22 protein-coding genes and 1 pseudogene are annotated in these 25,649 nt (G+C 68.1%); 8 read left to right on the top strand and 15 right to left on the bottom strand.

What is annotated here, in order from left to right; genetic code table 11:
• Positions 1–490: 490 nt before the first annotated feature.
• The 6 genes from ABZS54_RS14840 to ABZS54_RS14815 form a co-directional block, all read right to left on the bottom strand.
• Positions 491–2,008: a S1 RNA-binding domain-containing protein gene (locus ABZS54_RS14840; protein ID WP_355534820.1), complete on the bottom strand. Its 1,518-nt coding sequence runs from the start codon at positions 2,006–2,008 to the stop codon at positions 491–493.
• A gap of 1 nt (position 2,009) precedes the next feature.
• On the bottom strand, positions 2,010–2,612 hold the full coding sequence (locus tag ABZS54_RS14835) for a recombinase family protein (RefSeq protein WP_355534818.1): 603 nt from the start codon (positions 2,610–2,612) through the stop codon (positions 2,010–2,012).
• Between the two features lie 125 nt (positions 2,613–2,737).
• On the bottom strand, positions 2,738–2,986 hold the full coding sequence (locus ABZS54_RS14830; RefSeq protein ID WP_355534816.1) for a hypothetical protein: 249 nt from the start codon (positions 2,984–2,986) through the stop codon (positions 2,738–2,740).
• Positions 2,987–3,023: 37 nt separating this feature from the next.
• Complete coding sequence (locus tag ABZS54_RS14825) at positions 3,024–3,989, bottom strand: TniQ family protein (RefSeq protein WP_355534814.1); 966 nt, start codon at positions 3,987–3,989, stop codon at positions 3,024–3,026.
• Positions 3,986–4,894 (bottom strand): TniB family NTP-binding protein, encoded by a 909-nt coding sequence (locus ABZS54_RS14820; RefSeq protein WP_355534812.1) that lies wholly within the window; start codon positions 4,892–4,894, stop codon positions 3,986–3,988. Before ABZS54_RS14820 ends, ABZS54_RS14825 begins: the two co-directional genes overlap by 4 nt.
• A complete protein-coding gene (locus tag ABZS54_RS14815; protein WP_355534810.1) occupies positions 4,891–6,558 on the bottom strand; it encodes a DDE-type integrase/transposase/recombinase in 1,668 nt (555 codons plus the stop codon). Before ABZS54_RS14815 ends, ABZS54_RS14820 begins: the two co-directional genes overlap by 4 nt.
• A gap of 224 nt (positions 6,559–6,782) precedes the next feature.
• On the opposite strand from ABZS54_RS14815, the gene ABZS54_RS14810 reads away from it, so the two are divergent.
• Positions 6,783–7,550, top strand: coding sequence for a recombinase family protein (locus tag ABZS54_RS14810; RefSeq protein WP_355534808.1), 768 nt, complete (start codon positions 6,783–6,785; stop codon positions 7,548–7,550).
• An 83-nt stretch (positions 7,551–7,633) separates the two neighbouring features.
• Here the strand turns inward: ABZS54_RS14810 and ABZS54_RS14805 are convergent, their stop codons facing one another.
• The 7 genes from ABZS54_RS14805 to ABZS54_RS14775 form a co-directional block, all read right to left on the bottom strand.
• Positions 7,634–8,257: an SMI1/KNR4 family protein gene (locus ABZS54_RS14805; protein ID WP_355534806.1), complete on the bottom strand. Its 624-nt coding sequence runs from the start codon at positions 8,255–8,257 to the stop codon at positions 7,634–7,636.
• 337 nt (positions 8,258–8,594) lie between these two features.
• Entirely contained in the window at positions 8,595–9,287 is a 693-nt protein-coding gene (locus ABZS54_RS14800; protein ID WP_355534804.1) for a Tn3 family transposase, read from the bottom strand.
• Between the two features lie 1,195 nt (positions 9,288–10,482).
• Positions 10,483–12,321 (bottom strand): ABC transporter ATP-binding protein, encoded by a 1,839-nt coding sequence (locus ABZS54_RS14795; RefSeq protein WP_355534802.1) that lies wholly within the window; start codon positions 12,319–12,321, stop codon positions 10,483–10,485.
• Positions 12,305–14,047: an ABC transporter ATP-binding protein gene (locus ABZS54_RS14790; protein WP_355534800.1), complete on the bottom strand. Its 1,743-nt coding sequence runs from the start codon at positions 14,045–14,047 to the stop codon at positions 12,305–12,307. Before ABZS54_RS14790 ends, ABZS54_RS14795 begins: the two co-directional genes overlap by 17 nt.
• Before the next feature lie 361 nt (positions 14,048–14,408).
• Positions 14,409–14,891, bottom strand: coding sequence for a hypothetical protein (locus tag ABZS54_RS14785; protein ID WP_355534799.1), 483 nt, complete (start codon positions 14,889–14,891; stop codon positions 14,409–14,411).
• A 195-nt stretch (positions 14,892–15,086) separates the two neighbouring features.
• Positions 15,087–15,503, bottom strand: a complete 417-nt coding sequence (locus ABZS54_RS14780) for a hypothetical protein (RefSeq protein WP_355534797.1) — start codon at positions 15,501–15,503, stop codon at positions 15,087–15,089.
• The gene (locus tag ABZS54_RS14775; RefSeq protein WP_355534795.1) at positions 15,503–15,682 is read right to left on the bottom strand and encodes a hypothetical protein; all 180 of its coding nucleotides are present in this window, start codon (positions 15,680–15,682) and stop codon (positions 15,503–15,505) included. The genes ABZS54_RS14780 and ABZS54_RS14775 overlap by 1 nt, the downstream gene beginning before the upstream one ends.
• A 105-nt stretch (positions 15,683–15,787) precedes the next feature.
• Here ABZS54_RS14775 and ABZS54_RS14770 point away from each other — a divergent pair, with 105 nt between their 5' ends.
• From ABZS54_RS14770 to ABZS54_RS14760, 3 genes and pseudogenes are all read left to right on the top strand, one after another.
• Positions 15,788–17,695 carry a cellulase family glycosylhydrolase gene (locus ABZS54_RS14770; RefSeq protein ID WP_355534793.1) on the top strand — a complete coding sequence of 636 codons (1,908 nt, stop codon included), beginning with the start codon at positions 15,788–15,790 and terminating at the stop codon, positions 17,693–17,695.
• 461 nt (positions 17,696–18,156) lie between these two features.
• Complete coding sequence (locus tag ABZS54_RS14765; protein WP_355534791.1) at positions 18,157–18,279, top strand: hypothetical protein; 123 nt, start codon at positions 18,157–18,159, stop codon at positions 18,277–18,279.
• Positions 18,280–18,511: 232 nt separating this feature from the next.
• Positions 18,512–18,928 (top strand): annotated as a pseudogene (locus ABZS54_RS14760) (hypothetical protein); the annotation flags it as partial.
• Positions 18,929–19,292: 364 nt separating this feature from the next.
• On the opposite strand, the gene ABZS54_RS14755 reads toward ABZS54_RS14760, so the two are convergent.
• Positions 19,293–20,921 (bottom strand): glycosyltransferase 87 family protein, encoded by a 1,629-nt coding sequence (locus ABZS54_RS14755; RefSeq protein ID WP_355534789.1) that lies wholly within the window; start codon positions 20,919–20,921, stop codon positions 19,293–19,295.
• 804 nt (positions 20,922–21,725) lie between these two features.
• Here ABZS54_RS14755 and ABZS54_RS14750 point away from each other — a divergent pair.
• From ABZS54_RS14750 to ABZS54_RS14740, 3 genes are all read left to right on the top strand, one after another.
• Positions 21,726–22,136: a hypothetical protein gene (locus ABZS54_RS14750; RefSeq protein ID WP_355534787.1), complete on the top strand. Its 411-nt coding sequence runs from the start codon at positions 21,726–21,728 to the stop codon at positions 22,134–22,136.
• A 23-nt stretch (positions 22,137–22,159) separates the two neighbouring features.
• Positions 22,160–22,783 (top strand): hypothetical protein, encoded by a 624-nt coding sequence (locus ABZS54_RS14745; protein ID WP_355534785.1) that lies wholly within the window; start codon positions 22,160–22,162, stop codon positions 22,781–22,783.
• A gap of 689 nt (positions 22,784–23,472) precedes the next feature.
• The gene (locus ABZS54_RS14740; RefSeq protein ID WP_355534783.1) at positions 23,473–23,664 is read left to right on the top strand and encodes a hypothetical protein; all 192 of its coding nucleotides are present in this window, start codon (positions 23,473–23,475) and stop codon (positions 23,662–23,664) included.
• 48 nt (positions 23,665–23,712) lie between these two features.
• On the opposite strand, the gene ABZS54_RS14735 is transcribed toward ABZS54_RS14740, so the two are convergent.
• A complete protein-coding gene (locus ABZS54_RS14735; protein WP_355534781.1) occupies positions 23,713–24,555 on the bottom strand; it encodes a bifunctional serine/threonine protein kinase/MFS transporter in 843 nt (280 codons plus the stop codon).
• Between the two features lie 481 nt (positions 24,556–25,036).
• Here ABZS54_RS14735 and ABZS54_RS14730 point away from each other — a divergent pair, with 481 nt between their 5' ends.
• Complete coding sequence (locus ABZS54_RS14730) at positions 25,037–25,438, top strand: tyrosine-type recombinase/integrase (RefSeq protein ID WP_355534779.1); 402 nt, start codon at positions 25,037–25,039, stop codon at positions 25,436–25,438.
• Positions 25,439–25,649 lie beyond the last annotated feature (211 nt).

The raw sequence follows: 25,649 nt of genomic DNA, 5'->3' as shown, positions 1-25,649 counted from the left end.
CCGAGGGCCAGTCGGCGGGGACGCGGAAGTCGTACCGGGGCCAGTGCCAGTCCTGTTCCGGTCGCCCCGCGGGGGCGAAGCAGCCGTTCGCCGCCAGGCGTCCCATGTGACGCAGCCCCGCGCCGCAGCGGTAGAGGTCCGCTCGGAATCGGCGGGCCCGGGTCGAGACGGCCCTGCGCTCGTATAGCTGCGACGAAGTGGCGAGTAGCTTTCTGTAATCATTGACTACATTCTGTAGCTGAGGCGGAGTGCCTGGGTCGGCTCGCCGCGTTTCATAGGTGCGCCTGTGAAACAGGGTCCCGGGCCCGAGTCGACCTGCCCGTTCCCTGTTTCATGAGTCGTTGCAGACGGCTCGACAATTGAAACGCACCCATGAAACAGTTCGGGGTGTGAGCGACGATTTCACGCGTGTCGGATTCCGTAGTCGTCTGCGCTGATGTCCGCAGTCCTCTGCACGCCCGCTGTGGGGATGATCGAGTCGACTCCCTCGTCAGGAATGACGGTGCCCCTCTGGGGCGAAGGCCAGTGCCTGCTTGCGTGACAGTGCGATCCGGCGCCGGGTGGGGTCGACTTCGAGGATCTTGACGGTGAGTGCTTCGCCGACCTGGACGACGTCTTCGGGCCTTTCCACGTGCGCGTCGGCCAGTTCGGCGTTGTGGACCAGTCCCTCGAAACCGTCCTCGGAGTCCTCGACGCGGACGAAGGCGCCGAACGGGACGAGCTTCGTGACGGGGCCGGTGACGATCTGACCGACCTGCCGCGCGAGATCCAGCATCGGATCCGCCTGCAGCGCCTTCAGCGATAGCGGCACACGCTCTCGCACCATGTCGACGTCGAGGATCTCGGCGGTGATCTCCTGACCGACAGTAACGACGTCGGAGGGGTAGTCGATGTGCCGCCAGGACAGTTCGGGAATGTTGATCATCGCGGTGAAGCCGCCGATGTCCACGAACGTGACACCGAAGCTGGCGATCTCGGTCACCGTCCCGGTGATGACCTGGCCTCGGTACAGAGTCTTGAGGATGGCCCAGTGGCGGTCGCTCTGGGTCGGCTCAGTCCTCCAGCGGGCTCGCAGGACGCCGTCGCTGTCGGGTAGGACGGCGGTGAACAGAGGCTGGCGTTCGTCGGTATACACGGACAGAGCAGCTGCGGCGCGGGCGCCGGTGATCTTCGCTGAGAGCCCCGCGAACTGGGTCTCGTCGGCGGTGGTGCTCGTGATCTGACCGTCTGCGTCCTCCCAGACGAGCTCGATCAGGCCCTCTTCGGGGAGACCCGCGAGGACGGCGGCAACGTCGGTGGACAGGTCCGGCCAGACGGCCAGCTGAGCGCGGGGGGTCAGTCGAGCGCGGACTTCGTCGAGGGTGCCGTCGTCGAGCCGGTGCCAGCGAGTGGCGTTGTCGGCGTAGATCTCCTTCAGGATCGCTGCCTGGCACACGGCCACGCACCAGCGCAGCCGGGCCCAGAAGACGTCGTCGGCGGGACGCTGTTCGCCCGGCTCGTCGTAGTCAGCGTCGTAGGGGGAGGCGTCCAGACGTTCCGGGAACAGGCCGAGTGCGCGGGTGCGGGCCAGTGCTTCCTCGCAGGGCTCGCTGCTGCCGATGTAGACGTACTGGTCCCATCCGACGTGGATGGTGAACCTGTCTTCCACTTCCAGGCGGCACCAGGCGCCGTTGTCGCGGAGCATCGCCCGGACCAGTTCCAGGCCGAGGGCGAGCGAGACCTGCGCGCCGTCGTGGAAGCCTGCGAGATCGGATGGGAAGAGTCCGGCCAGTCCATGCCCTTCGATGGCCGGCTCCGCGCCGAAGTCGACAAGGCCGGGTGCGATCTGCGGCTCTCGGACAGCCAAGCGGTCGATGCCAGCGTGTTCGGCAAATGCGGCCACCGCCTGCAGGTAGGCCGATTCGACAGGTCCGTGATCGCTGACCGCCTCGGCGGTGCCGATGTAGCTGCCGTGTTCATCGCGGTCGGCGGGATCGTACTTGGTGATCCGGTAGACGAAAGGGAGCACGTCACTGCCCGCCGGATGTTGACGGTGCCACGGAGGTCTGGTGGCGTTCCAGGACGCGGTAGACCGTGGCCCTGCTGACGGAGAAGAGTTCAGCAAGGTCGGCGATGGTGTGCTCGCCGCTACGGTGTTCTTTGACCAGGTGGGCCTGCTGCCGGGTTGTCAGCTTGGGCTGCTTGCCGCGCAGCTTCCCCTTGGCCTTCGCCACGGCCATACCCTCACGGGTCCTCATCCGCAGGAGGTCGACCTCGAACTCGGCGAACGTGGCGAGGATGTTGAAGAACATCTTGCCCATCGGGTCACCCGGGTCGTAGAGCGCGCCGCCGAGGGAGAGCTTGACGCCGCGGGCGGTGAGCGAGTCGCCGATATCGCGGGCGTCAGGGACCGAGCGGGCGAGCCGGTCCAGTTTCGGGACGACCAGGGTGTCGCCGGCGCGTACGGCGGCGAGTGCCTGGGCCAAGCCGGGCCTGTCGCGGTTGGTGCCGGTGAGCCCGTGGTCGAGATAGATGCGGTCCTCGGCGACGCCGAGGCCGAGGAGGATGCCGCGCTGGGCGGTGAGGTCCTGTTCGTCGAGCGAACACCTGGCGTAGCCGATGGACTCGTTCACGGACCCGAGTGTACGGATAGCCCCCGCTCACCGTACAGATCACCGGACGCCCTAAATGAGACGCGATCATGGCAGGTCATTCTCGCCGACTTTCCAAGGTCAGGCGTGTTCGGTGGGGGTTCCCCTTACGAACACGCCGTCGGGCGCGCTGTTCCACTTCCATGAAAGGGGAACAGGGGTCGAATGAGGTCGAGGCGGCCCAGTTCGCGGGCGCCGGGGAGGAACTCGGCTGGGATGCCCTCCTCGTACAGGGAGGCGCGTTCCTTCTCGAAACCGTCCAGGGTGTGGCAGCCGCCGGTGAGCAGGCCGAGAAGCTGTCGCGCGGTGGCTGGGTCCGTGCGGGCCGAGGCGAGCGCCTCCTCCCACGCGGACATGAAGTCCTGCCAGGCGTTGCGGAACGGAGAGGGCTCATCACCGTCGTAGACGTGGCAGCGGGGGCTGGAGCGCGGAGCCGAGGCGTCCGTGGGCGGTGATCGAACCGTCGGCAGCCGGCTGGAACGCGGCAGCGGCGGCGTCCCACATCGACTCCCGGACGTCTTCTCTCAGCTGCTCGAAGGGACGCCAGACGTTCAGGCCAGCACGTTCCTCATGGCCGGTGGCCTGCCAGATCTGCCGCAACATCGCCTTTCCGCGGGTGCCTTGAGTGCTCGCGGCGAGGCTGACCTCGTCCAGGAGCGAGCGCAGGAGACGGAACCACACCCCGGCATGCACACTCCTGCCGGGCAAGGCGACGCGGCCGGTCGTGAGGGCCTGGTGGGTGCAGCGGTCCAGGGCGGCGCGGGGCTCCTCCAGCGGCTCCCTGTGCACTTCCCTGCCTAGGACCAGCGCGGCCCGTACTTCGGAGAGATCCAGAAGGCGGCAGTCATGTTCGACGCGACTGGTCATCAGCGCCAGCCGCCACATCAGGGAGATGCCCCGGTCCGGGTCGGCAACGCAGTCCGGGCAGGCTCGCAGAGCGCCTGGATAGGGAAGAAGCCACGGCCCCGCCCATTCCGGCTTGAAGCGCAGTACATGATGCGTTCCGGCCTTGCGGGCAAAGAGGACCGAGTTGTCCCGAACATAGGAGTCGAAGACCGGCTGCGCGTCCTGGACGTGCACGGGCAGCGTGTCGAACAGCCAGGGCACCCAGCCGACCAGGGTCATCGACCGCAGCCGCGCGAGGTCCACCCCGGTCTTCTCCGCGAGCGCCACGAGCATCGCCATCGGCGGGTCGACGTCGAGGTCGGGAGGCAGCGTCGAGCCGACGACACCCAGGTTGTGCCGCAGCAGGTCGTGCACCGGCATCTCGTACAGCTCCGCGAGCCGCCCCAGCCACGAGGAAAGTGCTTCCAGCGGTCCGGGCGGCGGGTGCAGCGGCCAGCGCCGCGGCGGGCTCACGTCAGCTCACGCTCGAACAGGCGGCGCCGTTCGGTCGGTCCCTCGTACGGGGCAAGCAGCAGGGTGCGCTGGTTGATGGCCTCCTCGCCGGACTCGATCGCCGCGACGGCGGCGTCGGTGAGCAAATGGGCCAGTTCGCCGATCGTGCCCTCGCTGCGGGTGAACACGTAGCCGGCCATCTCGGCGGACGCGATCAGCGAGGGCCTGCGCAGCGGGAACGAGGCGGCGAAGCTGGCCAGCAGCGAGCAGGCATCCGTGTCGTTCGCCCAGCGGGGCAGGGTGAGCGGCGCGAACCGGTTCTCCAACTGGTCGTCCGCGCGGATGGCCAGAAAGGCGTCCCGGGTGCCGACGCCTACCAGCGGGATACGCAGCTCGTTGCCGAGGTAGCGCAGCAGGTTCAAGAACTCCCGGCGCCTTTCGCCGCTGCCGCCGAGGAGGTTGTGCAGCTCGTCGATCACCAGCATCCGCAGCCCGGCCGACCGCAGCAGCCGGAGCACCGCCTGTTCCAGGTCGGCCAGTCGGTAGCGGGAGCGCAACGGGGCGCCGAGCGCGGCCAGCAGTGCGGTGTAGAAGCGGATGACCCTGGGCTCGGAAGGCATCTGCACTGCCAGGACCGGGATCTCCTCGCGGTCCGGATGCGAGATCGATGGGTGGGACCGGAGGAACTTCTCCACGATCATCGACTTGCCGTTGTTGGTCGGCCCGATCAGCAGCAGGTTCGGCATGCGCTGCTTCGACGGCCAGGTCAGCAGGGTCTCCAGCCGCTCCAGGGCCTCGGTGGCGCGGGGATAGCCGATCCACCGGTCAGCCCGTACGTAGCGCAGCCGTTCCGCGTCCGGCAACTGCGTGATCTGCTGCGCGGCCGGGCACAGGTGTGCCAGGTCCACCGGATCGTCCTCGCTCACCACTGCTCGATCACCTCGAACGGCGGGGCGAGGGGCTTCTCGGCCTGCCCCGGGTCCGGGGTGGGCGGATTGACCCGCGCCGTCGTCGGCTGCGGCCGGGGCGTCGTGGCCCTCCGGCGCTGTGTGTCGCGGCGGGCCTTGCGAGTGGTGGCCGCGGCGGCGTCGGTGATCTCGCGCATCCGCGCCACCATGGCGAACAGCGCGTTCTCGTCGACCTCGGCGCGGCCGGCTTCGCGCAGCCGCGCGGTCGCGGCTTTCTGCTCCCACACGCTGATCGGTGGCCGCGACAGCGTCCGGTAGGGCACTTCCACATACGCGGTGCCGTCCGGGTCCAGGACCCATATCCGGCTGATGTCGCGGGGATCGCGGCGCAGCACGAACCGGCTGAGCCGCTCGCGGCAAGCGATCCACGGTTTGAGCGCGTCGCTGTAGTACTGCACATGGTCGATCACGAATCCCGAGCGCGACAGGGCCCTGCGGACCACCGGCAGGAAATCGACCGGGAACGCCGCCTCGTTCGTCACGGTCACCGGCCGCGGCGCCACGGCGGCCCTTTCGGCCCAGACCCCGGACGGAGTTCGGCCGAGCCCCTCGTGCACTTGGCCGTGGTAGCAGGCCACCGCCAGGGCCAACCATCTCTGTAGCTCTCCCATGGTCAGCGCGGCCTTGCAGCCGCTGTCGTAGGCGCCGCGCTCGGCGATGTTGGAGAACGTGGTGCCCGGCAGTTCGTGCACTTCTCGCATCAACGTGCCGATCAGCCGCTCGATGATCCCGCCGAAGTGCGGCTGGCCGGGCGGCCGGTAACGCAAAGCGATGCCGTGCTGGTCGCAGCCGCGGCGCAGGGCCTCGCTCTTGAACTCCACGGCGTTGTCGACGTACAGCTCGCGCGGTTTGCCGCTCATCGGCCACACCGCCTCCACGCCCAGACGTTCCAGCCACGGCCGCTTGTCCGTCGCCATGTGTGCCAGGCACAGTCCGACCGAGGTCGCCGATGGTGCCTCCAGCGTTACGACCAGGCCCACCACGCACCGGCTGGCCACGTCGATCGCGATCGTCAGATACGGCCGGCCGATCGTCAGCCGGTGCCGTTCGTCGACCACGATCACGTCCACCGGCGTGTGATCGATCTGGACCTGCTCCAGCAGCCCGGTGACCGCGGGCGACACACCCCCGGCCGACCGCAGTGGACGAACCGCCTCGCTTCCCTCCCGGGCTGCGGCCGACGACACCGGGTCCAGCTGTTCGATCCGGCGCTGCACCGTCCCTCTCGACGGGGCTCGCAGACCACGAGCCCGGCACTGCCGCGTGATCTCCTTGCAGACTGCCGCCACCGAGCGGCGCTGCCGGGTCAAGTACCGGGCGCGCAGCACCTCCAGGACGATCGTCTCGGCATCGCCGGACAGACGTCCTCCGCCCCGGCCTCCGCTGGAGCGGCCCGGCAGCAGGTCCGACACCACGCCCTCGCCCGCACGCCACCGCCCCAGCAGTACGTACACCTGGCGCCGGGAGATCCGCAGCGTCGCGGCGGCCTCGTCCGCATCGGCAAGGCCCACCTTGTCCTTCACGGCGAGCGGACCGATCACCTCGGCCTGCCGCACTGCGGCACCCCATATCTCGGTCGGCGCGGTCAGTACCCCGCGCTCGGCCACCGGCTGCTCTGCCATCCGGAAGCCTCCTCGTCGCGCACACGACTACGGCCAAATCGACCGTAGCGCAGACGACTTCGACGTGTCCGACGAGTTCACAGTCCCCTGCACACCACGGTGAACCCCCAGCTCACCCGTGCACACGACTACGAAAATTCACAACGCGCGTGGAAGCCCACGACTGCCCGATGTCCTCCTGTGCGGCGCCGGCTGGCTCGCCGTGCCGCACCGGCAAGGGCCGAGTGGCAATCCAGTACCACACCGCCCGGTTCCGCCTCGTGCCCCAACTCGCCAAGGCCCTTGCGGTGGCGACCCCGGCCGTCCGCCGCCCCGGTTCGGTATGGACCGAACTGCCCCGCCCGGCGGGCACGGGCACCGAGCCGGTGGGACACATCCGCCTGGGGTACGCGCGAGCGTCCACCGCCCGGCAGTCGCTCGACTCCCAACTCGACGCGCTCGCCGAGGCGGGCGTCACTCGGGTGATCTCGGAGAAGATCTCCACCCGTGCCACCAGACGACCCGAGTTGGAGAAGGCCGTGGGCCTCGCCCGCGAGCTGCGCGCATCCGGGGCCCGGGTCACCCTCGTGGTCCACGAGCACAAACGGCTCGGCCGCGGCATCGACCTCGCGGCCCTGGCGGAGGACCTGAAGGCGAGCGACGTCGGGTTGGAGTTCCTGACCGGTGAACTCCAGGGCTCGCACGACCCGTCCGGCGTGGTGTTCACGGTGTTGGCGGCGCTGTCCGGGATGGAGCGCGAGTACATCCGCGACCGCACCCTCGAAGGCCAGGAGTCCGCCCGCAAGCGGGGCAAGACCATCGGCGGGGCCGGCGTCGCCGACGACCACATGCTGTCCATGGCCGTGCACCTGCGCGACCAGGAGATGAGCCTGCGCGACATCGCCTTCCGACTCGTCATCACCACCGGCAAGAAGAAGGGCCGACACCCGTCACCGGCCACCGTCATGCGAATGCTGCGCGAGCACGACGAGAAGGCGGCTGCAGCCCCGTAACCGGACCTACTTTGCTCGCACAGCGTTATTTATCGCTTCGTCGTTCCTTCGGGAGAACAGGTCCGCTTCGGACGGTTTCCGGGTCAGTCGTGCTCCCATGTGATGGAGGAGTTGCCGTCGGGGTCGGTCCAGGTGAGTGGGCGTTCGCCCCGGAACGGTGTGCCGTGTTCGAGGGAGTCGGCCAATCGGTCGAACAGGTCGGCGAGATCCGTCGCCCAGACCGTGCATTCGCCGTAGGAGCACTCGAAGACGGTGCCCCACAGCGGACCCGGGTGGTGGTCGACGTAGATCTCGCCGCCGTGGATCGCGCGCGCGAAGGGCACCCACGACGCGATGTGCCCGTCGGGGAAGTCTTCACGAAAGCCGTCCACGTAGTGCTCCGGCACGAAGACCTCCTCGAAGTCCTGCGCTTGCTCCTCCACGAACGCGTAGCCCCGGGTCGTGTCGTCGATGCCGTGGAGGCGATACCCGACCAGGAAAGAACCGTGGAACACCCCGGTCTCCTCCGGATCGCGGACGCCGTCGTGGCGCTCCCACAACGCCGCCAGCTGCGGATGGAGGGCGAATCCAAGCCTGTCCCGCAGCCTTTCCACGGTCCCGGGTACGGCGGGGCCGCGCAACGCGGCGTGATCGAGCGGCGAGAACACGGCCAGAGCCGGTTCGAACCGATCCCACACCCGTTCGAATGCCGTTGTCGTGTCGTCCATCCACGCACCCTACGAACCCACTCCGACAGGCAACCTCCGGCCGGGGGCGGCCATCACCTGGACGCGGGGCCGGGTCGACCGGTGCGTCCCGAGTCGGGTGTCCGCCGCCGTCGAATGTCCTGTGGCCCGGTGAGCTGTCGACTGTTCCCCGGCCGACCGACACCGGTGACAAGGGATCCTCGCCAAGGAAAGCTTGAAGTCCCCAACGTGATGGAATGGGTGCGACGGCGCCGCAGCCGGGGTCCACACGTCATCCATCGTGGTCGGCCGTGCGGGCTGTGCCCCGATATCCGGCGGTCCGGACCGCCGTCGCCGCTCGATCGAGGCCCCGGTGGGGTCAGTCCCGCGCGGGTGCCGCTTCCTTGGCCGGTGCGCGCTGGGCGGGCACCGCGTCCCGCGGCTCGTCGGCCAGGTCCAAGCGCGTGTTCATGTCGAGTTCGAACCTTCCGTACGGATTCACATGGCTCCAGAAGAGTGGCGAAAGGGCTCGGCGGTCGGCCTCGTCCAGGGTGTCCGCCCACTTCGGCTCGGCCAGGACCCGCTGGATCAGCAGGGTGTTCACGTGGACCAATGCGGCCTGGATGAGGTGCAGCGCGAGCATGGAGACTTCCTGGCTCTCCTTGTCGGAGCCGGTCAGGTCGCCGTCCTTGCCGTAGAACAGGTCCTGGTTCGCGGAGTTCCAGTTCTCCACGACCTGCAACCCCTCGTGGATCTCCTGCCTCAGTTCGACGTCGGCCAGGTAGTCGCACACGAACGAGGTACGCACCGCGCGGCCCAACTCCTCGATCGCGCGGTAGGTGAGGTGCTTGGGGCCGCCCCGGGTGAAGCGCCGCAACACCTGCTCGGCCTCCGCCGTACCAAGCCGCAGGGCGGTGGTGTACTTCACGATTCGGTCGTACTGCTGCCGGATCAGGTCCCAGTCGATCGTGCGGGTGGACAGCACCGGCGCCAGGGTGGGCCACTTCTCGTCCTCGCCGGCCGCGGGCCGGTACAGCTTCGCCGACCCGATGTTCTTGAGCCTGGGCAGCAATTTGAAGTCGAGCGCGCCGTGACCAGGGCACCGCGCATCGAAGCCGGGAGCGGGTATGGCGATTCGTGTGGTCGGGTAGCCGATGCCCGCCTTCGGGGACGAGATCGGCTCGAGGCTTCCTCCACGTCTGGTCGAGGGGCCGGACAGCCCCGCCCGTCACGCGGGGAGCGTGCCGGCCGTGGGCGTGAGGGCCACGGACGGGGCCGTCCGGGTAGGTTCCGTGTGGGTTGTGGGGGCAGGGTCAGCCCAGTTGTCGGGCGTTCCGGCCGGTGAGGCGTTCGTAGGCGGGGTTTTTCTCGGGGTAGACGACCTGGATGTCGATGGGAACGGCGGTCCCGGGATCGACGCTGTGTCCGCCGCCGTCGGGAGAGCCGCTTTGGTCTCGCGGTGAATGTCGCTTCGCGGGCTGGTACTGGGCGGCGACGACCGGGCAACACGTCGGTTCCGAGTCCTGGTTGGAGCTGGACCAACTCCTGCTCATGGACTTCGGCCCGAAGGCACGACGGCCGTCGGCCGACGGCCGACGGCCGACGGCGCACCCAAACCCCGGAAGACCCGGCACCGAGCGCCCTCCACGTTTCAGAAACCTTCGACCGTGCACCGCCACGACGTCGGATTAGCCGTCGAACGCGAGCGCACCCTCACCGCCCGGAACGCACAGACAGGGGCCCGTCGCTCGAACTGCCGTGTCGTGTCGGCCGGCATTCGGCGGAGGGCCTGACGATCTCCGGGTAGCTCCTGTCACTCGCACCGGCGACGGCCGCCTCGTCGGCGAGATCGCGAGCGCCGGGCGCCCGGCCTGGGGGTGTCCACCGGAATCGCGGTGGGGAGATACAGCCGCCAGGGGTCGGCACGGGAACCGCGAACGTCGGTGGCACGGGCGCATTCGCGCCCGGCGCCACCATGACAACGGGTTCGGTTCGCCGGACCAGGACGGCCGACCGAATCGCGGGTCACCCCTCGACCGGGAGGGGGTGATCTCGACTGCTCCCGGCCGGGCAACGGCGTCATGCGTCCGTGGACGGTTCCTCGTCGAGAACGAGGACGAAGCATTCGTCCGGGGAGAGGGCGCCGGGGTCGGGGTCGACACCGTCCCGTGTGACGGCCCGGGCGTCGTAGTTCCTGCACAGAGCGTCCAGAGCGTCGCAAAACGAGTTCCGGCGACAGGCCCAGCCACGTGACGAGTTCGTCGAGATCAGGCATCCTCCTTCGGGTGTTCCCTGGTGCGATAGCCCGCGCGGTAGGAGGACTCCTGGATGCCGTACAGCTCGGCGTACGGGCCGCCCCGGGCGAGCAGTTCCTCGTGTGTGCCGTGCTCGGCCACCCGGGCACCGTCCAGGACCACGATGAGGTCGGCCATGCGCACCGTGGAGAACCGGTGCGAGACCAGGAGGGTGATCCGCCCGATCGAGGCGTTTTCCGGGGCGTGGGCCGCCTCGGAGTATCGCTCGAACAACGTGTGCTCGGTCTCGGCGTCCAGCGCGGACGTCGGTTCGTCCAGGATCAGCAGCACGGGAGCGTCCCTCATGAATCCACGGGCGAGTGCGATCTTCTGCCACTGGCCGTGCGAGAGATCGGTGCCCTGGTCCCAGGTCGGCCCGAGCTGGGTGTCCAGGCCGTAGTCCAGCTTCGCCACCACGTCGCCGGCCCCCGCGCGGTCGACGGCCGTTCGGACCGCCGACCGGTCCTCGCTCCTGGGCAGATCGCCCACGCCCACCGACTGCCACGCCGGGTACTCGAACCGGAAGAAGTCCTGGAGGGCACCGGTCAACCGCTCCCGCCAGTCGGCCGTACGGATCCGGAGCATGTCGGTCCCGTCGACCGTGATGCGCCCCTCGGAGGGGGTGTAGAAGCCGCAGAGGAGTTTGACCAGAGTCGACTTGCCGGCCCCGTTCTCTCCGACGATGGCGATCGCCTTCCCCGCCGGGAGGTCGAGGGTAACTCCGTCCAGGACCAGCCGCTCGGTTCCGGGGTACCGGAAGGAGACCCCCTCGAATCGGATGCCGTTGGTCAGTCGCTTGGGGGCGGGCAGGTCGGCCGAGGCCAGTGCTGCCCGGGCGTAGTCCTCCAGCCAGGCCAGTCGGCGCGAGACGTCCAGCCAGATGGCGCGGAAGAACTGCGTCTGCGTGACCGTGTGGTCGATGTAATGCGACAGACGGCCTCCCGCCGCCAGCACCAGTGTCACGTCGCCGGCCGCCGAGACACCTCCCCGCGCGGTGTACGCCACGCCGGCGATGAAGGCCGCGCCGAACAGGGCCTGGGCGGCCGACTGCCAGGCCGCCGAGGTCCATCTCGCCCGGGCCAGGGGCACATATCGTCGCCGCCAGGACTGTCGATAGTTCTCGCGCAGCCAGCCCTGCACGCCGGCGACGCGGATCTCCTTGCCGGCGTCCGCCGAGGTCCCGAGCGAGAACAGGTGCCGGGCACGTCTCTCGTGCCGGGCTCCGGCCTCCTCGGCGGTCTTCTCCACGCCGGAGCGCCAGTGGGACACCAACACTCCCGGAACGGCGAAGACGCCGAGCAGGCCGAGCATCGGATCGACCGATACCAATAGCGCGAGGGTGAAGGCCAGTCGGATGAGCGCACCGAGGCCGGAGAACAGCTGTTGGTAGAGCATGCTCAGCGCGGCGGCGTGATCGCGCAGCACGGACAGCCGGTCCAGATAGTCGGTGCGTTCGTGGTGCTCGGTCGTGGCGATCGAGGACTGCAGCCGGGCGACATGCGATTCGACCACAACTGCGGCCCGGTCCGCGAAACGGCGGTTGGCCCGGTCACTGACGACGTTCAGCAGCCAGTCGGCGGTGGCCAGCACACCCACGAACGCCACGGCGAGCGCGACCCTGTTGTCGTCGCCAGTGGTCACGCCGTGGACGAGAACCGCCAGCCCCACGGCGAACAGCGCGTCCGGGGCTGCGGCGGCGACGCTGCTGACGAACGCCACCACGATCAGGCCGGGACTGGCCCGGTATCCCATCCGCAGGGAGCGAAAGAGGGCCGTCGCGGAGGACGGCAGACGGTCAGCGGCCGACGACATCGGGCTCCTCCGGAACGAATCGGGACGCCTGCAGGTCGAACATCTGGCGGTAGCGCCCGTCCATTGCCATGAGTTCGTCGTGCGTACCCAGTTCCGCGACCCGGCCCGCCTCCAGGACACAGATGCGGTCCGCGTGTCGCACCGTGGAGAACCGGTGCGAGATCAGCAGCGTCGTGCACTCGCGGGTCGCCCCGAGGATCCGGTCGAAGATCTCGGCCTCGCCTCTGACGTCCAATTGCGCGGTGGGCTCGTCCAGGACGACGACGCCCGCGCCCTGTCGTACGGCGCACAGCGCGCGCGCGACCGCCACCCGCTGCCACTGGCCGCCGGACAGCTCCGTGCCGTCGTCGTACCCGCGGGCCAGAATCGTGTCCGGATCCGCGACCCCGGCGGCACCCGCGTCGCGCAACGCCGCCTCGATCGTCTCGTCCGGGGCGCCCAGCGGCGCCACGTTCACCCGCAGTGGCATCTCGTAGTGGACGAAGTCCTGGAACACCGCGGTCACCCGACGCCGCCACGACCGCACGTCCAGTTCCCGCAGATCGACGCCGTCGGCCTCGACGGCCCCCCGCGTCGGTTCGTACAGCCCGCACACCAGCTTGGCCAGCGTGGTTTTGCCCGCCCCGTTCAGGCCGACCACCGCCATCGACGTACCGGCCTCGATGGTCAGGTCGAGCCCGTCGAGCACGGGCCGATCCGCCCCCGGGTATGTGAACCCGACCTGCCGGAAACGCAGGGCCGTGCGCGGCAGCGCGTCCGCGCTCCGCTCGCCCGTGGTCAGTCGCCCAGCCTCGGCCATCTCCGTCTCCAACGCGAGCACCGCCGCCACCGAGTGTGCGGCCGGCGGCAGCGCCCAGCTGAGACCGCCGAAGGCCAGCCCGCTCACACCCGCGGTGGCCTGGGCGAACAGGACCACTTCCCCGATGCCGACACTGCCGGCGACGGCGTCGTGGGCCAGCGACCACAACAGCACGCCGTTGGCCGCCACCAGCACGAGGATCGTCCAGCCGAGCGGCTTGCGCCGCAGCTGCGTTGCCTGCCAACGCAGGTCGACCAGCCGTCGCCGACTGCGGGTGAATCGGGCCACCGTCCACTCGCTCAGCCCGAACAGCCGCAGTTCCTTCGCCGCCGATGAGTCCACGGCCTGCCGATACGCGTATTCGGCGCGCCGCTGCGCGTCCAGGACCTCACCGTCGTCGCGGTCCCCCCAGACGCTGCTCTCTCTCAGCAGCCAATGCGTCGACGCCCAGGCACCGCCCACCAGCAGCGGGGCCCACCAGGCGTAGGCGGCGAGGACGGCGGCCTGGCCGAGACCGGCCACCGCCTCCACCAGTCCTCCGGCGATGATGCCCAGCGACACGTGCATGGGAGGCCCGGCGATGCCCAGGTCGAAGTCCCTCGCGTCGGTGAGCCTGTCCGTCAGTTCCCGCGATTCCAGATGGGTGACGCCGGCCGGTCCCGTCGTGGCGACCAGCAGTCGATCGTGCAACCAACAGGACAGCCGTTCACCGAGGTTGGCACCCACCTGGGCGTGCAGGGGTCCCAGCAGTTGGACCGTCACGAACACCAGACCCGCGGCGATCAAGGGTCCTTGCAGCGACCTGTCCTCGTTGACGGCCGTCACCGTCGCTCCGACGGTGACCGTGAACAGGGCGGGCAGTACGCCCCGCGCCACGATCAGCGCCCACCACGCCACGGTGATGCCAAGGGAAGCGCGGGGTAACACGGAGAAGAACTTCCATTCCTCTCGGCTCCGGATGCAATCGGCCAAGGACCTGGACGACGGATCCGCGGATGGGGCGTCGGGCTGTTTCGGGAGCACGAAAGAGACTTTCCTGTCACGGGGTTGAGGGGCCTGAGCATTGTCTACGACGACTCGCCGAGCAGTCGATCCCAGAGGAAGGTCTCGCCGATGAGGAGGCCGGGCACGCCTTTGATGAAGATCCGGTAGCGCCCGGATGTCTCGGTGGTTGTGCCACCGTCCCACCCGTCGTGGCACAGGACTCGTCAAGGGCCCAATATTGACGAGGCGGCCCCGCCGGCCGTCAGGTCGCCGGGGTCGTCGTGAACACTGGTCGGCTTCACGCTCACGTTGTCGCGGGGCACTCGTGCTGATGGGGCGGGGGTCCCACGACGTTGAGGATCGGGTGTTCTCCGTCCGGGATTTCGAAGACGAAGGTGACGCCGGAGGACGTGGCCTCGATGGCGCATTGATTGCCGAAGGTGAGGGGTGTGTAAGGCTGCCAGGCGCAACCGACGCGGTCGAGAGAAGCGATCACATCGGCGTACTCCGGTTGGCCGGGGAACCTCTCCCGGCCGACCAGGCCGGCAGGGAGGCCAATGACTTCACGCCAGGTCTGGAGGCAGATCAGAGTGATCTTCTGGCAGCGGCAGACACTGAGTTCAAGGTCGCCGTAAGCGAACAGGCGCGGCCATGACCGCCGTTTCCCGACGACCACTTCCCAGGGCTCACCGAGCGCCGCGGTGACCTGGTCCCAAGCCGCGCCGTTCTCAACCGGCCCAAGGTGGCCCGACCGGGCGAGTTCCGCAAGAACGTCGAGTAGCTCCATGTGGTGGAGCCTGTCATCTGCGGCGATGGGCCGTCCAACGACTTCGGGTAGGCCTGTGACAAGGCACCTGGGACCAGGCCACAATCCAGCACATGGATGATCCGTTCACACTCCTTCGGCAGGCCGTCGACCTCCTGCCCGAGGATGCCGTCGCAGAGCCTGGGCCAGGTAGGTGCGAGGCATTTCGGACGGCCGTCAGCCACTGTCAGCGCTCGGGGCAAGTCGGCCGGCGTCCCGGCGGAAGTCGGGCATGCCCAGGTGGACGGTGGACGGCTGGGCTGCACGCTCGCGAATGGCGGCCTGCTCGACGCGGTAGACCGGTACGCCGGCCCGACAACAGCCGCCGGTCGGCGTCGAGCATGTCGTCCCTGCTCGGGTTCGGCGGTCCCCACCCGGCGTGCGCTCGGTCAGGCCGAGGCAGTACGTCATCGAGGTCTGCGTCCAAGGCGGGTACGCGTACCGGTTCGTCGGCGTGTTGGCGTCGCTGGTGATGTTGAACTTGGCCGCGTTCGGGATGCACTCGGGGAACGCCGGCCCGGTGTTGCAGGTGACGCCGGGCGGCAGCGCAGGCGCGGGGGTGCCGACGGTGCCGTGGTAGCCCCCGTCGACCATCAGGCCGAGCTGCGCGGGCGCGAGCAGTCGCCGAACGTGTCGCCGACGACGCCCGTACCGAACACGACCTCAACGACGCGTATGACCGCGCGATCGAGTACGCGCTCCTCGACCACCGCGTTCCCGTTGCGTGGTACGCGGGGGCTGGGGTTTTGATGCGTGGTGGCGTACATTGCCACCGAACCGACTGCATTACCCGTCGGTAACTGCCAAGTCGGGTGGATGTGTGGCGTGCCCAGGGGCTGCCTCACCGCCCCCGGGGGACCCGAAGGACGAGCGAACTCGTGAAGATACGTACGCTCCGCGCGCTGTTAGCCGGCATCCTGCCGATCGTCGCGCTTGCCGCGCCCGTGAACGCTGCCGCGACGCCGAGTCAGCGCGCGACCGGGGCTGCGTCGGCCGCGGTACCGCTCGCCGACACGTGGCAGGGCCCACTGAGCACACGCGGGCGCTACATCGTCGATGCCGACGGCAACCGCTTCAAGCTCAAGTCGGCCAACTGGCACGGCGCGCAGGGCTCGTGGACCGGGTCGGGAGATATCAACGACCCGGCGAACCACAACGCGCGCGAAAAGTCCGACCAGATGCCGCTTGGCCTGGACCGGACGTCGATCGCGAAGATCCTCGCCGACTTCCACACACTCGGCGTGAACAGCTTCCGCCTGCCGTTCTCCAACGAGATGCTGCACGACCAGCGTCCGGTGTCGGACGCCGCCGTCGCAGCCAACCCGCAGTTGCGCGGCAAGACCCCACTGCAGGTCTTCGACGCGGTCATCGCGGCGTCCACCGCAGAGGGCTTCGCCGTCGTCCTCAACAACCACACGAACACGTCGCGGTTCTGCTGCGCCTTGGACGGCAACGAGCGCTGGAACACCAGCCAGTCGACTGCGCAGTGGGAGACCGACTGGCTGTTCATGGCCGAGCGGTACAAGGACAACAAGCGCGTGGTCGGCGCGGACCTGTACAACGAGGTACGGCGCACGGTCACCGACGACGCCAACTGGGGCTGGGGCGACAGCCACGACTGGTACGCGGCGTCCCAGCACGTGGCCGACCGCATCCTCACCGAGGCCAACCCCGACCTGCTGATAGTCGTCGAGGGCATCAACTGGCAGGGCATCCCGCTCGATGGGTTCTCGCACGGGCGACCGACGCTGGAGCCGGCCCGCACGCTGTCGAACACGCTGGTCGCGTCCAACAAGGTCGTGTACTCGGCGCACTTCTACGGATATACCGGGCCCAACCACACCGGCGCCACCGGCCCGGGGGAAACACACGACTGGCGCTACCGCGAACTCAGCCGTGACGACCTGTTCGCGACCTTGAACCGCCAGGCGTTCTACGTGGCGGCGGACACCGGGCAGCACTACACCGCACCGGTGTGGATCAGCGAGTTCGGAATCGGCGCGGACGACACGAACTCGCAGTCCCGTGCCTGGTTCGGCAACTTCGTCGACTACCTGATCGCCAACGACACGGACTTCGCGTACTGGCCGGCCGTCGGCTTCGCCGGGCAAAACCCGTGGAACCTGCTGGACTACGACACCGCCGGCCACCGCTCGGGGATCCTGGACGGCGGGGACTGGCGCGCGGCGGACTGGCAGCGCCTGATCACCGCGCCCGGCAAGACCGGGCCCGTCCCGGCCACCGACACCTGGGACATGCTCGACCTCGACCACAGCGACCAGGTCGAGTCGTTGCGGGTGCGGGCGCTGCCGGACTGGGACTCGGGCGCGCGCAAGGGCGTGTGTCCGGACGGGCAGCGGCTGATCGGCGTGTCCCACAAGGACGGCCGGGGCCTGTGCACGGACGCGGGTGGGGCGGGGCTCGCCGCGACCCCCGTACCCCTGACGGTGGTGCACGACGAGCGTTACGTCCAGCAGGGCGACTGGGCGGGCGGCTACACCAAGTACCAGTGCGGGCCGAACCAGTTCATGATCGGGTACAGCGTGCGCGGGCAGGCCGTGTCCGGTGTGCTGTGCGCGACGGCGAACCGGGCACTGCCGACGACCGGGCGGACCGTGTGGTTCGACCGAGGCGACAACCGTCCGGCCGGCAACCCCGGCGGCGAGTTCGCGTACGGGAACTACAAGGGCCAGTGCAAAACGGACGAGTACGTCGCCGGCATCGCCTTCACCGGGGCATGGCTCGAAGGCAAGAAGCCGGACGCACTGCTCTGCCGCGCGCTGTAAAAGGACCCTGGAGCCACCAGCTGACGTGACGGCACGCCAAGGCCCGGTTCGGTGATCTTCAACCGCCGAACCGGGCCGCCTTCTTGATCCATGGCGCAAGGGCAAGTCAGCGGAAGCCTGTGATCGTGCACGCGCACGTTCGCCGTCGGGCACCAGCCCGGGATGCGCCGCACGCCGGTCGTGTCGGCGCACGCGCCGAGGGGGTCCCGAGCGACGCGGGGGGCGTCGACGACCGCGGCGTCGGGGAAGTGAACCTTGACGTGTACCGCCACGTCGCGGACGGAGATCGCGACGCCGGTACCAGGTTGAGGGTCTGCCCGGCCGTGCCCGGTGCGGTCAGGCAGCGCACGACGGCCGCGGCGGCGGCCCGAGGACGATGAAGTCGCGGACCTGTAAGCCGCCGTTGTTACGGCCGCGAACCCGAGAAGGCAGCGCAAAGGCTCCTGGCCGAGCTGTCGGCCATGCATCCCGACCTCGTCGACACCCACCCCTGGCGCTGGAGTTCGACCCGCTTTCAGCAGTACACCGAATTCCCGTGGACCCCTGGAGGCGCCCTGGACGCGCTCCACGACTCAGCCGAGTGACATTGCCGGTCCTTCATCCTCAGCTCGACGGGCCTGACCACGGCCCTGTGACGGCCGGCGGCGCCGCGGCCTACAACTGCGATCGCCCAACGGAGGCGGAGACGCCGGCATCCACTACGCAGTGCGCGGCAGAGCCGCCCCGCGCGCCGACGCCCTCGTGTACGCCCGCCGTTGCCCGGGCACGCTCGCATCCGGCCGACGAGCGGGGGCATCGATTCGCCTTGGTCAGTCGATGCCTGCTCGTCTCTGCAGAGTCCGAATTCAGTTGTCGGTTCGCGGAGTTCGGGCGCATTCTGGGTCCATGGACACCAGCGAGGTCGTCGCAAAGTGGTCACGGGACGGATTCGTCGTACTGCCGGGGTTCCTCTCGGTCGAGGATCTGGCATCCGCACTGAGCGGTCTCGAAGCGCTTCACCCCTCGGCCGCAGCCTTTCACGACGGAGTCGATCCCCGCCGCCGGCGCTACGTCGACGACGAGTTTGCGGGGATCGACACGTTCCCCTTCGTCTGCCCGGAACTGAGTCTGTTGGCGGTGCACCCGCGCCTGACGAGCCTGGCCGCCGCGCTCACGGGTCACGACGACCTGCGGATGTACTCGGCGGAGGTGTGGGCGAAGTACACCGGCGCCGCCGACTACGAGCAGGACCTGCACCGGGACTACCTCTCAACCACACCGTCCTGGTGCCCACCGACACTCCCGGATGCCGCCAGGTGGAGATGTTCGTCTATCTGTGCGACGTGCCGGAGGATCTGGGCCCGCCGCACCTGGTCTCCCACGAGCACACCCGGCACCTGCCGGCCAGTCCCAACTGGTGCCCTCGCTCCGGCTCCGATCCGAGCCTCGGCCCCGACGACGGCCCGCGCGCGTTTGTCGCCGTCGACGACAGCCACCGCGCGGGACGTTTGTTTGCGTCGTTCACCCCCGCCTTGCCGGGTCATCCGCATGACCTCGGACGGGTCGCCCCTTGGAACCGCGAGCGGTTCCAAGGGGCGTGGCTTCATCGGTCATCTCACTACATGCGGAGTTTGCTGCTCTCGTGCGAGACCAGCCGTCCGTCCGCGCCATAGGCCAAGAGCAGGGCGTGGTCGGTGTTGGTCGCGGCTATGGAGAAGCCGCGGGCGCCATCTATGCGACGGTCCTCTATCGGTCCCTCCGGACGGTTCGCGTTGGGGACTCCCCCCGCAGGAGCGTGAACCGGTTCACTGCCGGGTCCGGGCTGCGGCAGCAGCGGCACCGCGAGTGGTTTCGTGCCCTCGACGGGGACGAACACCAGGCGTTTGATTTCCGGGCCGACCTGACCCTGGATCGTGACCATTCCGTCCGGACCGCCTTTCGAGACGCTGAAATTGAGTTGAGTACCGCCCACCGGGTCCACGGCGCTGAAACAGCCGTATCCGCCGACGGCGCCGTCGCGCCTCGGTATCGCGTCGTACGAGATGCAGCCGTCCGTCGGCGGCCCCCACAGCGACGTGTCGTGGTGGTCCGGCGTCTCGAAGCGCACGACGACCGGCGACTCCCGAACGAGAAACATCGCGCCGCCCGCGGCCACCGCGAGAACGGCCGTATACGCCATGGCCGTGCGCGGTCGTACCACCAGCCGCACACCCGGCAGAAGACCGACCGTCGTGGGTGCCCGGTCCCGAAGCGGCGCGAGACCCCAGGTGCACACCGCGAGAGCCGCGAGCAGCCGTACGTTCTCCCGGACGAAGCCACCCGGGAGCCACCCGCCCACGCTGATCGTCATGGCCACGAGCAGTGCCACGCCCCACGGCACGCGAGTCCTGCGGGGCCCGGCGACCAGCAGGAGACCCGCCAGGACGAGCCACACCTGGTGGTGTGTCCACGACACCGGTGACGCCACCACCGTCGCGCACCCCACGACCACCACGCCCTGCGCCGACCGGCCCTCGCGATGGCACTGACGCGCAGCGACCAACGCCACGGCGCAGGCCAGCGCGGACAGCACGAGCCACGCCGCCGTTCGCTCGGGCGGCACCACCCCGACCCGTATGAGTGCGCCGTTGAGCGACTGGTTCCCGGTCGCGGCAAGGTTCCCGATGCGCGAGGTGCTGAAGATCGCGTCCGTCCAGAAAGTCGTGGACAGACCTGGCCACAACAAGTGCGCCAGACCCGTGCACGCCGCAAACGACGTACCCGCTCGTACCGCGTCGCGGCGCCGGCCGGTGATCCACAGGTAGGGCACGAACAGCAGTGGGGTCAGTTTCATCGCCGCCGCGACACCGATCAACACCCCTCGTACCGGACGCGGCGTCAGGTCGAGCGCGTCCACGAAGGCCAACACGACCAGGAACACGCTGACTTGACCGAAACGCAGATTGCTCTGCAAGGGCGCGGACCACACCAGCACCGCAGCGCCCGCGAGTGTCATCGTCAGGTACCGGCGTCGTCCCACGACCTTGTGACGTACGACGAGCGCGGCCACGATCGCGATCACCGCGACGAGCGTGGCCCCGGTCCACACCGCCCGTGCGACCGACTCCGACATCCAGCCCAACGGCCAGAAGGCCGCGAGCGCGAACGGCGGGTACGTGAACGGGTCGCCGTTCTCCGCCGCGTACTCGTACAGAGGCCTCCCGTCGCCCACCGCGCGCACCGCGCCGATGTACACGTGCAAGTCCATCTGCCGGTCCCACGACGGCAGATGCCACGCCGACCACCACGACCAGGCCGCCGCACCCACGAAACATAACGTCGCCGCGACCAACGCAAACACCTGCGTCGAACCCGACCACCGAGAACGCACACCGACCAACCGACCTACCCCGTCACCGTTCATGACATGGATTGTCTAACCTCGCTCCCCCGTCCCGCACGGAGGGGCGCTTCGCCAAGTCGGTTTGCCTGCAAGGGACATGCAAGCGCGGCCCACCCTGTCGAGCCGGCACCCGGGACAGGACGACGCCGAGCTGCGGTGAGCGACTGGTGGCGGCACGGACCCGACCGTCGAGCGACACACCGACGCGCTCATCGCCCGCCTCGATGAGGCCAACGACATGGTCGAAGACCGGACATCGCGCTTCGCCAAGACCTTCCGTCACATCCCTTTTCTCCTGTCCGTCCCGCCAAGACGATGGTGACGCAGCATCACCACGAATCGAGAAGAATTCTGACACCGAGGACAAACGAACATTACTTCGCTACGGAAAGCTACTAAATCCATGCCGGGACCATCTTCATTGAGACACCTCATCGATATTTGCCCATGACGTCTAAAAGTGATCCAGCAAATAGGACATCAGGGTCCAGAGACTATTTTTGTCATCAACCGAATATTGCCGGAAAGCCATTGGATTCTCAAATCCAAACGTGACGGTGGTCATATTGTGGGTCGCATTTTCTCCCTGTAGCTTTTTTCTGCAAATAACTTCTTCGACCGGGCATTCAGGCCCGGAAGAGATGCGAATAAGGATTCGGAGCTTTCCAGATGCGCAAGACTTTAACTTCGGCCGCCGCTCTCGTAGCAGGGCTTCTCCTGGTCTTCGGAAACACAACAACTGCGCAGGCCGACACCACCGACTGGCAAAACCTCAGCGATCTATACAACCCCCTTGCAAGCGACTTCTGGAAGGGGGGCACCGGCGACGTAGCCGGATGGAACGTACAGGGCTGCGCGCGTGTGGCAAACTACAGCGAACCTTGGGGGTCGGCACACGGCTGGTTCTTCTCGATTCGCGAATCCGGCACGACAAATCGCCAGTGGGCAAGCGGTGACATCCGCGGCACTGGCGAATATTGCCAGACGATTGGTTCCGGCGTATACAACAACTACGTCCGGGTGACCGCACACGGATATACCCACCTGACTGGCGTACAGGGCCGCGCCACTTCCTGGTAGAACTTGCGTTTTTTGGAGTTTTCATGGAGTTGAGTGATGGGCAAATGCCCGTCACTCAACTCCATGATCTATTGACCAAACAATCACCCACGGAAGTCTCGGTGGTCAAAATTAGGACACGGAAACGCACCTTCCGATATGCAGTCACATTGCTTTTCATGTTGATATGTTCAGCCTGTTCGACGAACAGCCCCGGCACCCCAGAGCGCGAACAGGCGACCGCATCCCAAAAGCAGGAGATAGGCGCCGGGGAGTGGAACGGCTCCGTTTGGAAGGCTTACGAAACTCGAGGCCAATCTGAATCCACCTGCTTGAGTGTCGAATATAATACGGAGCGCAGCGCACCTGCTTGCGGCCTCGAATACTGGGCAGGCAATCCAATGAATGTGGCAATCCAGAGATTCAAAAAAGGGGATATCGTAGCTTACGGTGTCGTGGATGCAACGATCGGAAACGTGACCGTGGTTCGAAAGGGGGGGAATGTATCCAACGAGCGTACAATCAAATCGCCAAACTCCAACAAAAGTTACGCGGTGGTCTTCGGCGGAGTTGATTCGGAGATCGAAAATGTGAGCTGCCGATCAACAGGCGGTTCAGAATGTAATCTGGGCTCCAAATTCGCAGATTTTAATTCGACCACCGACTGATAAAGTGCATGAAATTATTTCGGGACTGCCTGTGGCTCATGACTGGCGAGCTTCTCAGCAGGCTCAGGGCGGTCGCAAGCCGGCGCCCGGAATGCAGCGTCCGAGGGCATCGCGCCGGCGCTCAAGGTGGACGGCTTCACCTCGGCCGAGAGCGCGTATTTCCTCGAGGTCACCGACCGACAGGCCCGCACCTCCTGAAGAAGGCCCGCCGACGCCTGCGCCTGACACTCGCATCCGAGCAGTCACCTCCGACCTGATGCGCGCCCCCAGGTTGCTGGGCGCCCGAACACAAGCTCGTTGCCGTGCTCGGGGCGGTGTCGATGTCGATGTCGAATCGACACCGTGTCGGCCGCTCCACGGATACGAGGCCGACACAGCGCTGGACGACGTGGGTGCGTGGCAGTGAGGCAACATCCCCGCCCGTGCGAGGCCGACCGCCCGGCGCGCCTGGGAATGATTCCCACGTGCGGGGCCGACTACGGTATCTACCGGTTGCGTACGACACAGCCATCGACCTGGCGGGCAATACCCCCGAGACCGCCTACCTGACACGCCGCCGCGACCAACTGCGACAGCGCCCACCAAACCCGAGCGACACCCCGCGTGCAGCAGCGGCGGAAGAGGGACACTGGAGACACAGCGGAACCGCACCCGGCACCGCCGGGTGCGGTGGGCCGCAGGAGGTTTCCATGCCTGACACCGAGGTGCGCGGCAAGCACCGGCTTTATGACGACCACCACGGAATGCACTCGCCCCCGCGCGTTGTGGTGCGGGGAAGCGACATGCGCCTGTCCGATGAAGACGCCACATCGGAGCAGACCGCCCACGCCTACGAGACGTCGCAGGCCGAGGGTGACCGCGCCGAGGACGAAGACGACTGATCGATCGGATCGGCAGGCCCGGCCGGATCGGCAGGAGGCCGCACGCCCTCATCGGTCTCCCGGCGGGGCCGGGAGACCGATGAGGGCGCCCACCGCGATCACCGCCACGGCGGTCCGGATCCCGCCCACCGAGACCAGCACCGCCAGGCCGGCCCCCGGAGCCGACTGGAGTGCGGTGGACGCCGGTCGGGAGGCGTCCTGCTCGACGTCCGCGACGCCCGACGCCGCGGCGACCCACATCGTGGTGAACACGATGCCGGCGCCCAGCCCGAAGGCGACGATGCCGGGCAGCAGTCCGGCGTACGACGAGTCGTCCGTCATCCCCGCCGCCGGCACCGCGACCCCCAGCGCGGCGACCGTGAACCCGACCATCCGACCGGGCGCGTCACCCAGCTCCTCTTCGCACCACGTACGCACCAGCGCCGGGGTCGGGCGCCGCTTGGGGTCCTTGTGCAGGCAGGCGACGACCAGTCGGCGCAGGGGCGGGGCGAGGACGGACACTTCCGGGTCGTCCGCAGCAATGCGGTGGGCAACGCCCCACTCGTTCTCGGCGGCGAACGCCTCGCGGCCGGTGGCGAGGAAGTACAGGGTGGAGCCGAGGGCGAAGACGTCGGAGGCCGTGTCCACGGTGCGGCCCATGGCCTGTTCGGGCGACATGTACAGCGGGGTGCCGATCCGAGTGGAGTGGCTGCGGTAGGTCACGGATTGCGTCAGGGATTTGACGATGCCGAAGTCGATGACCTTCGGACCGCTCTCGTCCAGCAGGATGTTGCCGGGCTTGAGGTCCCGGTGCACCACGTTCGCGGCGTGGATGTCGGTGGGGGCGTGGGCGATTCCCCAGGCCGGCAGCATGACCTGGGCGGCCGGCAGCGGCCCGTGGTCGACGACCATGTCCCGCAGGACGGCATCAGCTGACTCGCCCCCGCCTCACCGAGATGTGTCAGGCTCGAATGGCGGTATTCGTGCAGGTCCCAGCTCCCGGCCACGTGGACGGTCTTCTCGTCCCCGGACAGTGAGAGCACGCGTTTCGCAAAGCTCGGCCGTTGCTACTGGGGCCCCGGCAGGAGGCGTAAGCGTACGAGAGCTCGGTCACCATCGGGGGCAGGGAGCCGATCACCGTGAAGCTCCGCGACAGGCCCCACGAGTGGTCGCAGTGCGAGAGCTTGCCGTTCCGGCTGTGGTGGGTGAGCCGGAGCGGCCGCACGCCGCCCAGGTCGGCGCCGGTTGCGGGTTCGGGGGCCGACCAGTCCAGTTCGACGACACCAACGCAGTTCTCGGCGGCATCGAAGTCGGTGATCTGTGAGGCGGTCCACTCACCCAGTGCATCCGCATACACCACGACGCCGTCGCCTACGGCGACCGGTCTGGGCGGTTGAGAAACTCCCTCGACACCTGGCTGACCGAACGCCGCACATGGCCACAGGCCGACGAACCCGCACTCTTCCTCAGCCGACGCGGGCAGCGGCTGACCGTACGCGCCGTCCACGACATCCTCACCACCATCGCCGACGCCGCAGGCATCCCCATCGGCCGCGACGCCGACTTCACCCCCCACGTCCTCCGCCACACCGCCGGCACCACCATGACCCGCGCGGGCACCGACATCGTCACCGTCGCCGAACTCCTCGGCCACTCCGTCGAAACCGCCCGCCGCTACTCCCTGCCTTCCCGACAAGACCGCCAGGCCGCCAGGCCGCCATCGAACGCCTCACCACCGACTCCTGAGCCGCAGGGCGATGCCCACGAGCAGGCTCAAGACCTCAAGATCAACTGACGGCGGCTTTTGGGCTTACCTGGGTTGGACCCCCTTTGGACGCTGGATCCGATGCGCGCCGCCCCAGGCGATCTTGTTCGTCAATCGGTCGATAGGTGGACACCCCGACGATCAGTCAGGGACTATCAAGGACTCGGTGTACACCCTGAGCAAAGGGAGTATCCGATGACCGACGTGGCGATTACGACGACCGGGTCGAGTCCGGTGGAGG

The sequence above is a fragment of the Embleya sp. NPDC005575 genome, from assembly GCF_040605455.1.
Lineage (GTDB): Bacteria > Actinomycetota > Actinomycetes > Streptomycetales > Streptomycetaceae > Embleya.
Note: the sequence above shows the minus strand (reverse complement) of the source record. Positions and strands in the feature narration are given on the sequence as shown.

Excerpts from the sequence above, each read along its gene's own strand:
- ABZS54_RS14735 (WP_355534781.1), bottom strand. The coding sequence starts at position 24,555 with ATGGTCGTCGACCACGGGCCGCTGCCGGCCGCCCAGGTCATGCTGCCG.
- ABZS54_RS14830 (WP_355534816.1), bottom strand. The coding sequence starts at position 2,986 with ATGTCCGCGTGGGAGGAGGCGCTCGCCTCGGCCCGCACGGACCCAGCC.
- ABZS54_RS14815 (WP_355534810.1), bottom strand. The coding sequence starts at position 6,558 with ATGGCAGAGCAGCCGGTGGCCGAGCGCGGGGTACTGACCGCGCCGACC.
- ABZS54_RS14805 (WP_355534806.1), bottom strand. The coding sequence starts at position 8,257 with ATGGACGACACGACAACGGCATTCGAACGGGTGTGGGATCGGTTCGAA.
- ABZS54_RS14740 (WP_355534783.1), top strand. The coding sequence starts at position 23,473 with ATGCCTGACACCGAGGTGCGCGGCAAGCACCGGCTTTATGACGACCAC.
- ABZS54_RS14745 (WP_355534785.1), top strand. The coding sequence starts at position 22,160 with ATGGAGTTGAGTGATGGGCAAATGCCCGTCACTCAACTCCATGATCTA.
- ABZS54_RS14795 (WP_355534802.1), bottom strand. The coding sequence starts at position 12,321 with ATGTCGTCGGCCGCTGACCGTCTGCCGTCCTCCGCGACGGCCCTCTTT.
- ABZS54_RS14780 (WP_355534797.1), bottom strand. The coding sequence starts at position 15,503 with ATGGTCGACGGGGGCTACCACGGCACCGTCGGCACCCCCGCGCCTGCG.
- ABZS54_RS14755 (WP_355534789.1), bottom strand. The coding sequence starts at position 20,921 with ATGGACTTGCACGTGTACATCGGCGCGGTGCGCGCGGTGGGCGACGGG.
- ABZS54_RS14750 (WP_355534787.1), top strand. The coding sequence starts at position 21,726 with ATGCGCAAGACTTTAACTTCGGCCGCCGCTCTCGTAGCAGGGCTTCTC.
- ABZS54_RS14765 (WP_355534791.1), top strand. The coding sequence starts at position 18,157 with ATGCATCCCGACCTCGTCGACACCCACCCCTGGCGCTGGAGTTCGACC.
- ABZS54_RS14785 (WP_355534799.1), bottom strand. The coding sequence starts at position 14,891 with ATGGAGCTACTCGACGTTCTTGCGGAACTCGCCCGGTCGGGCCACCTT.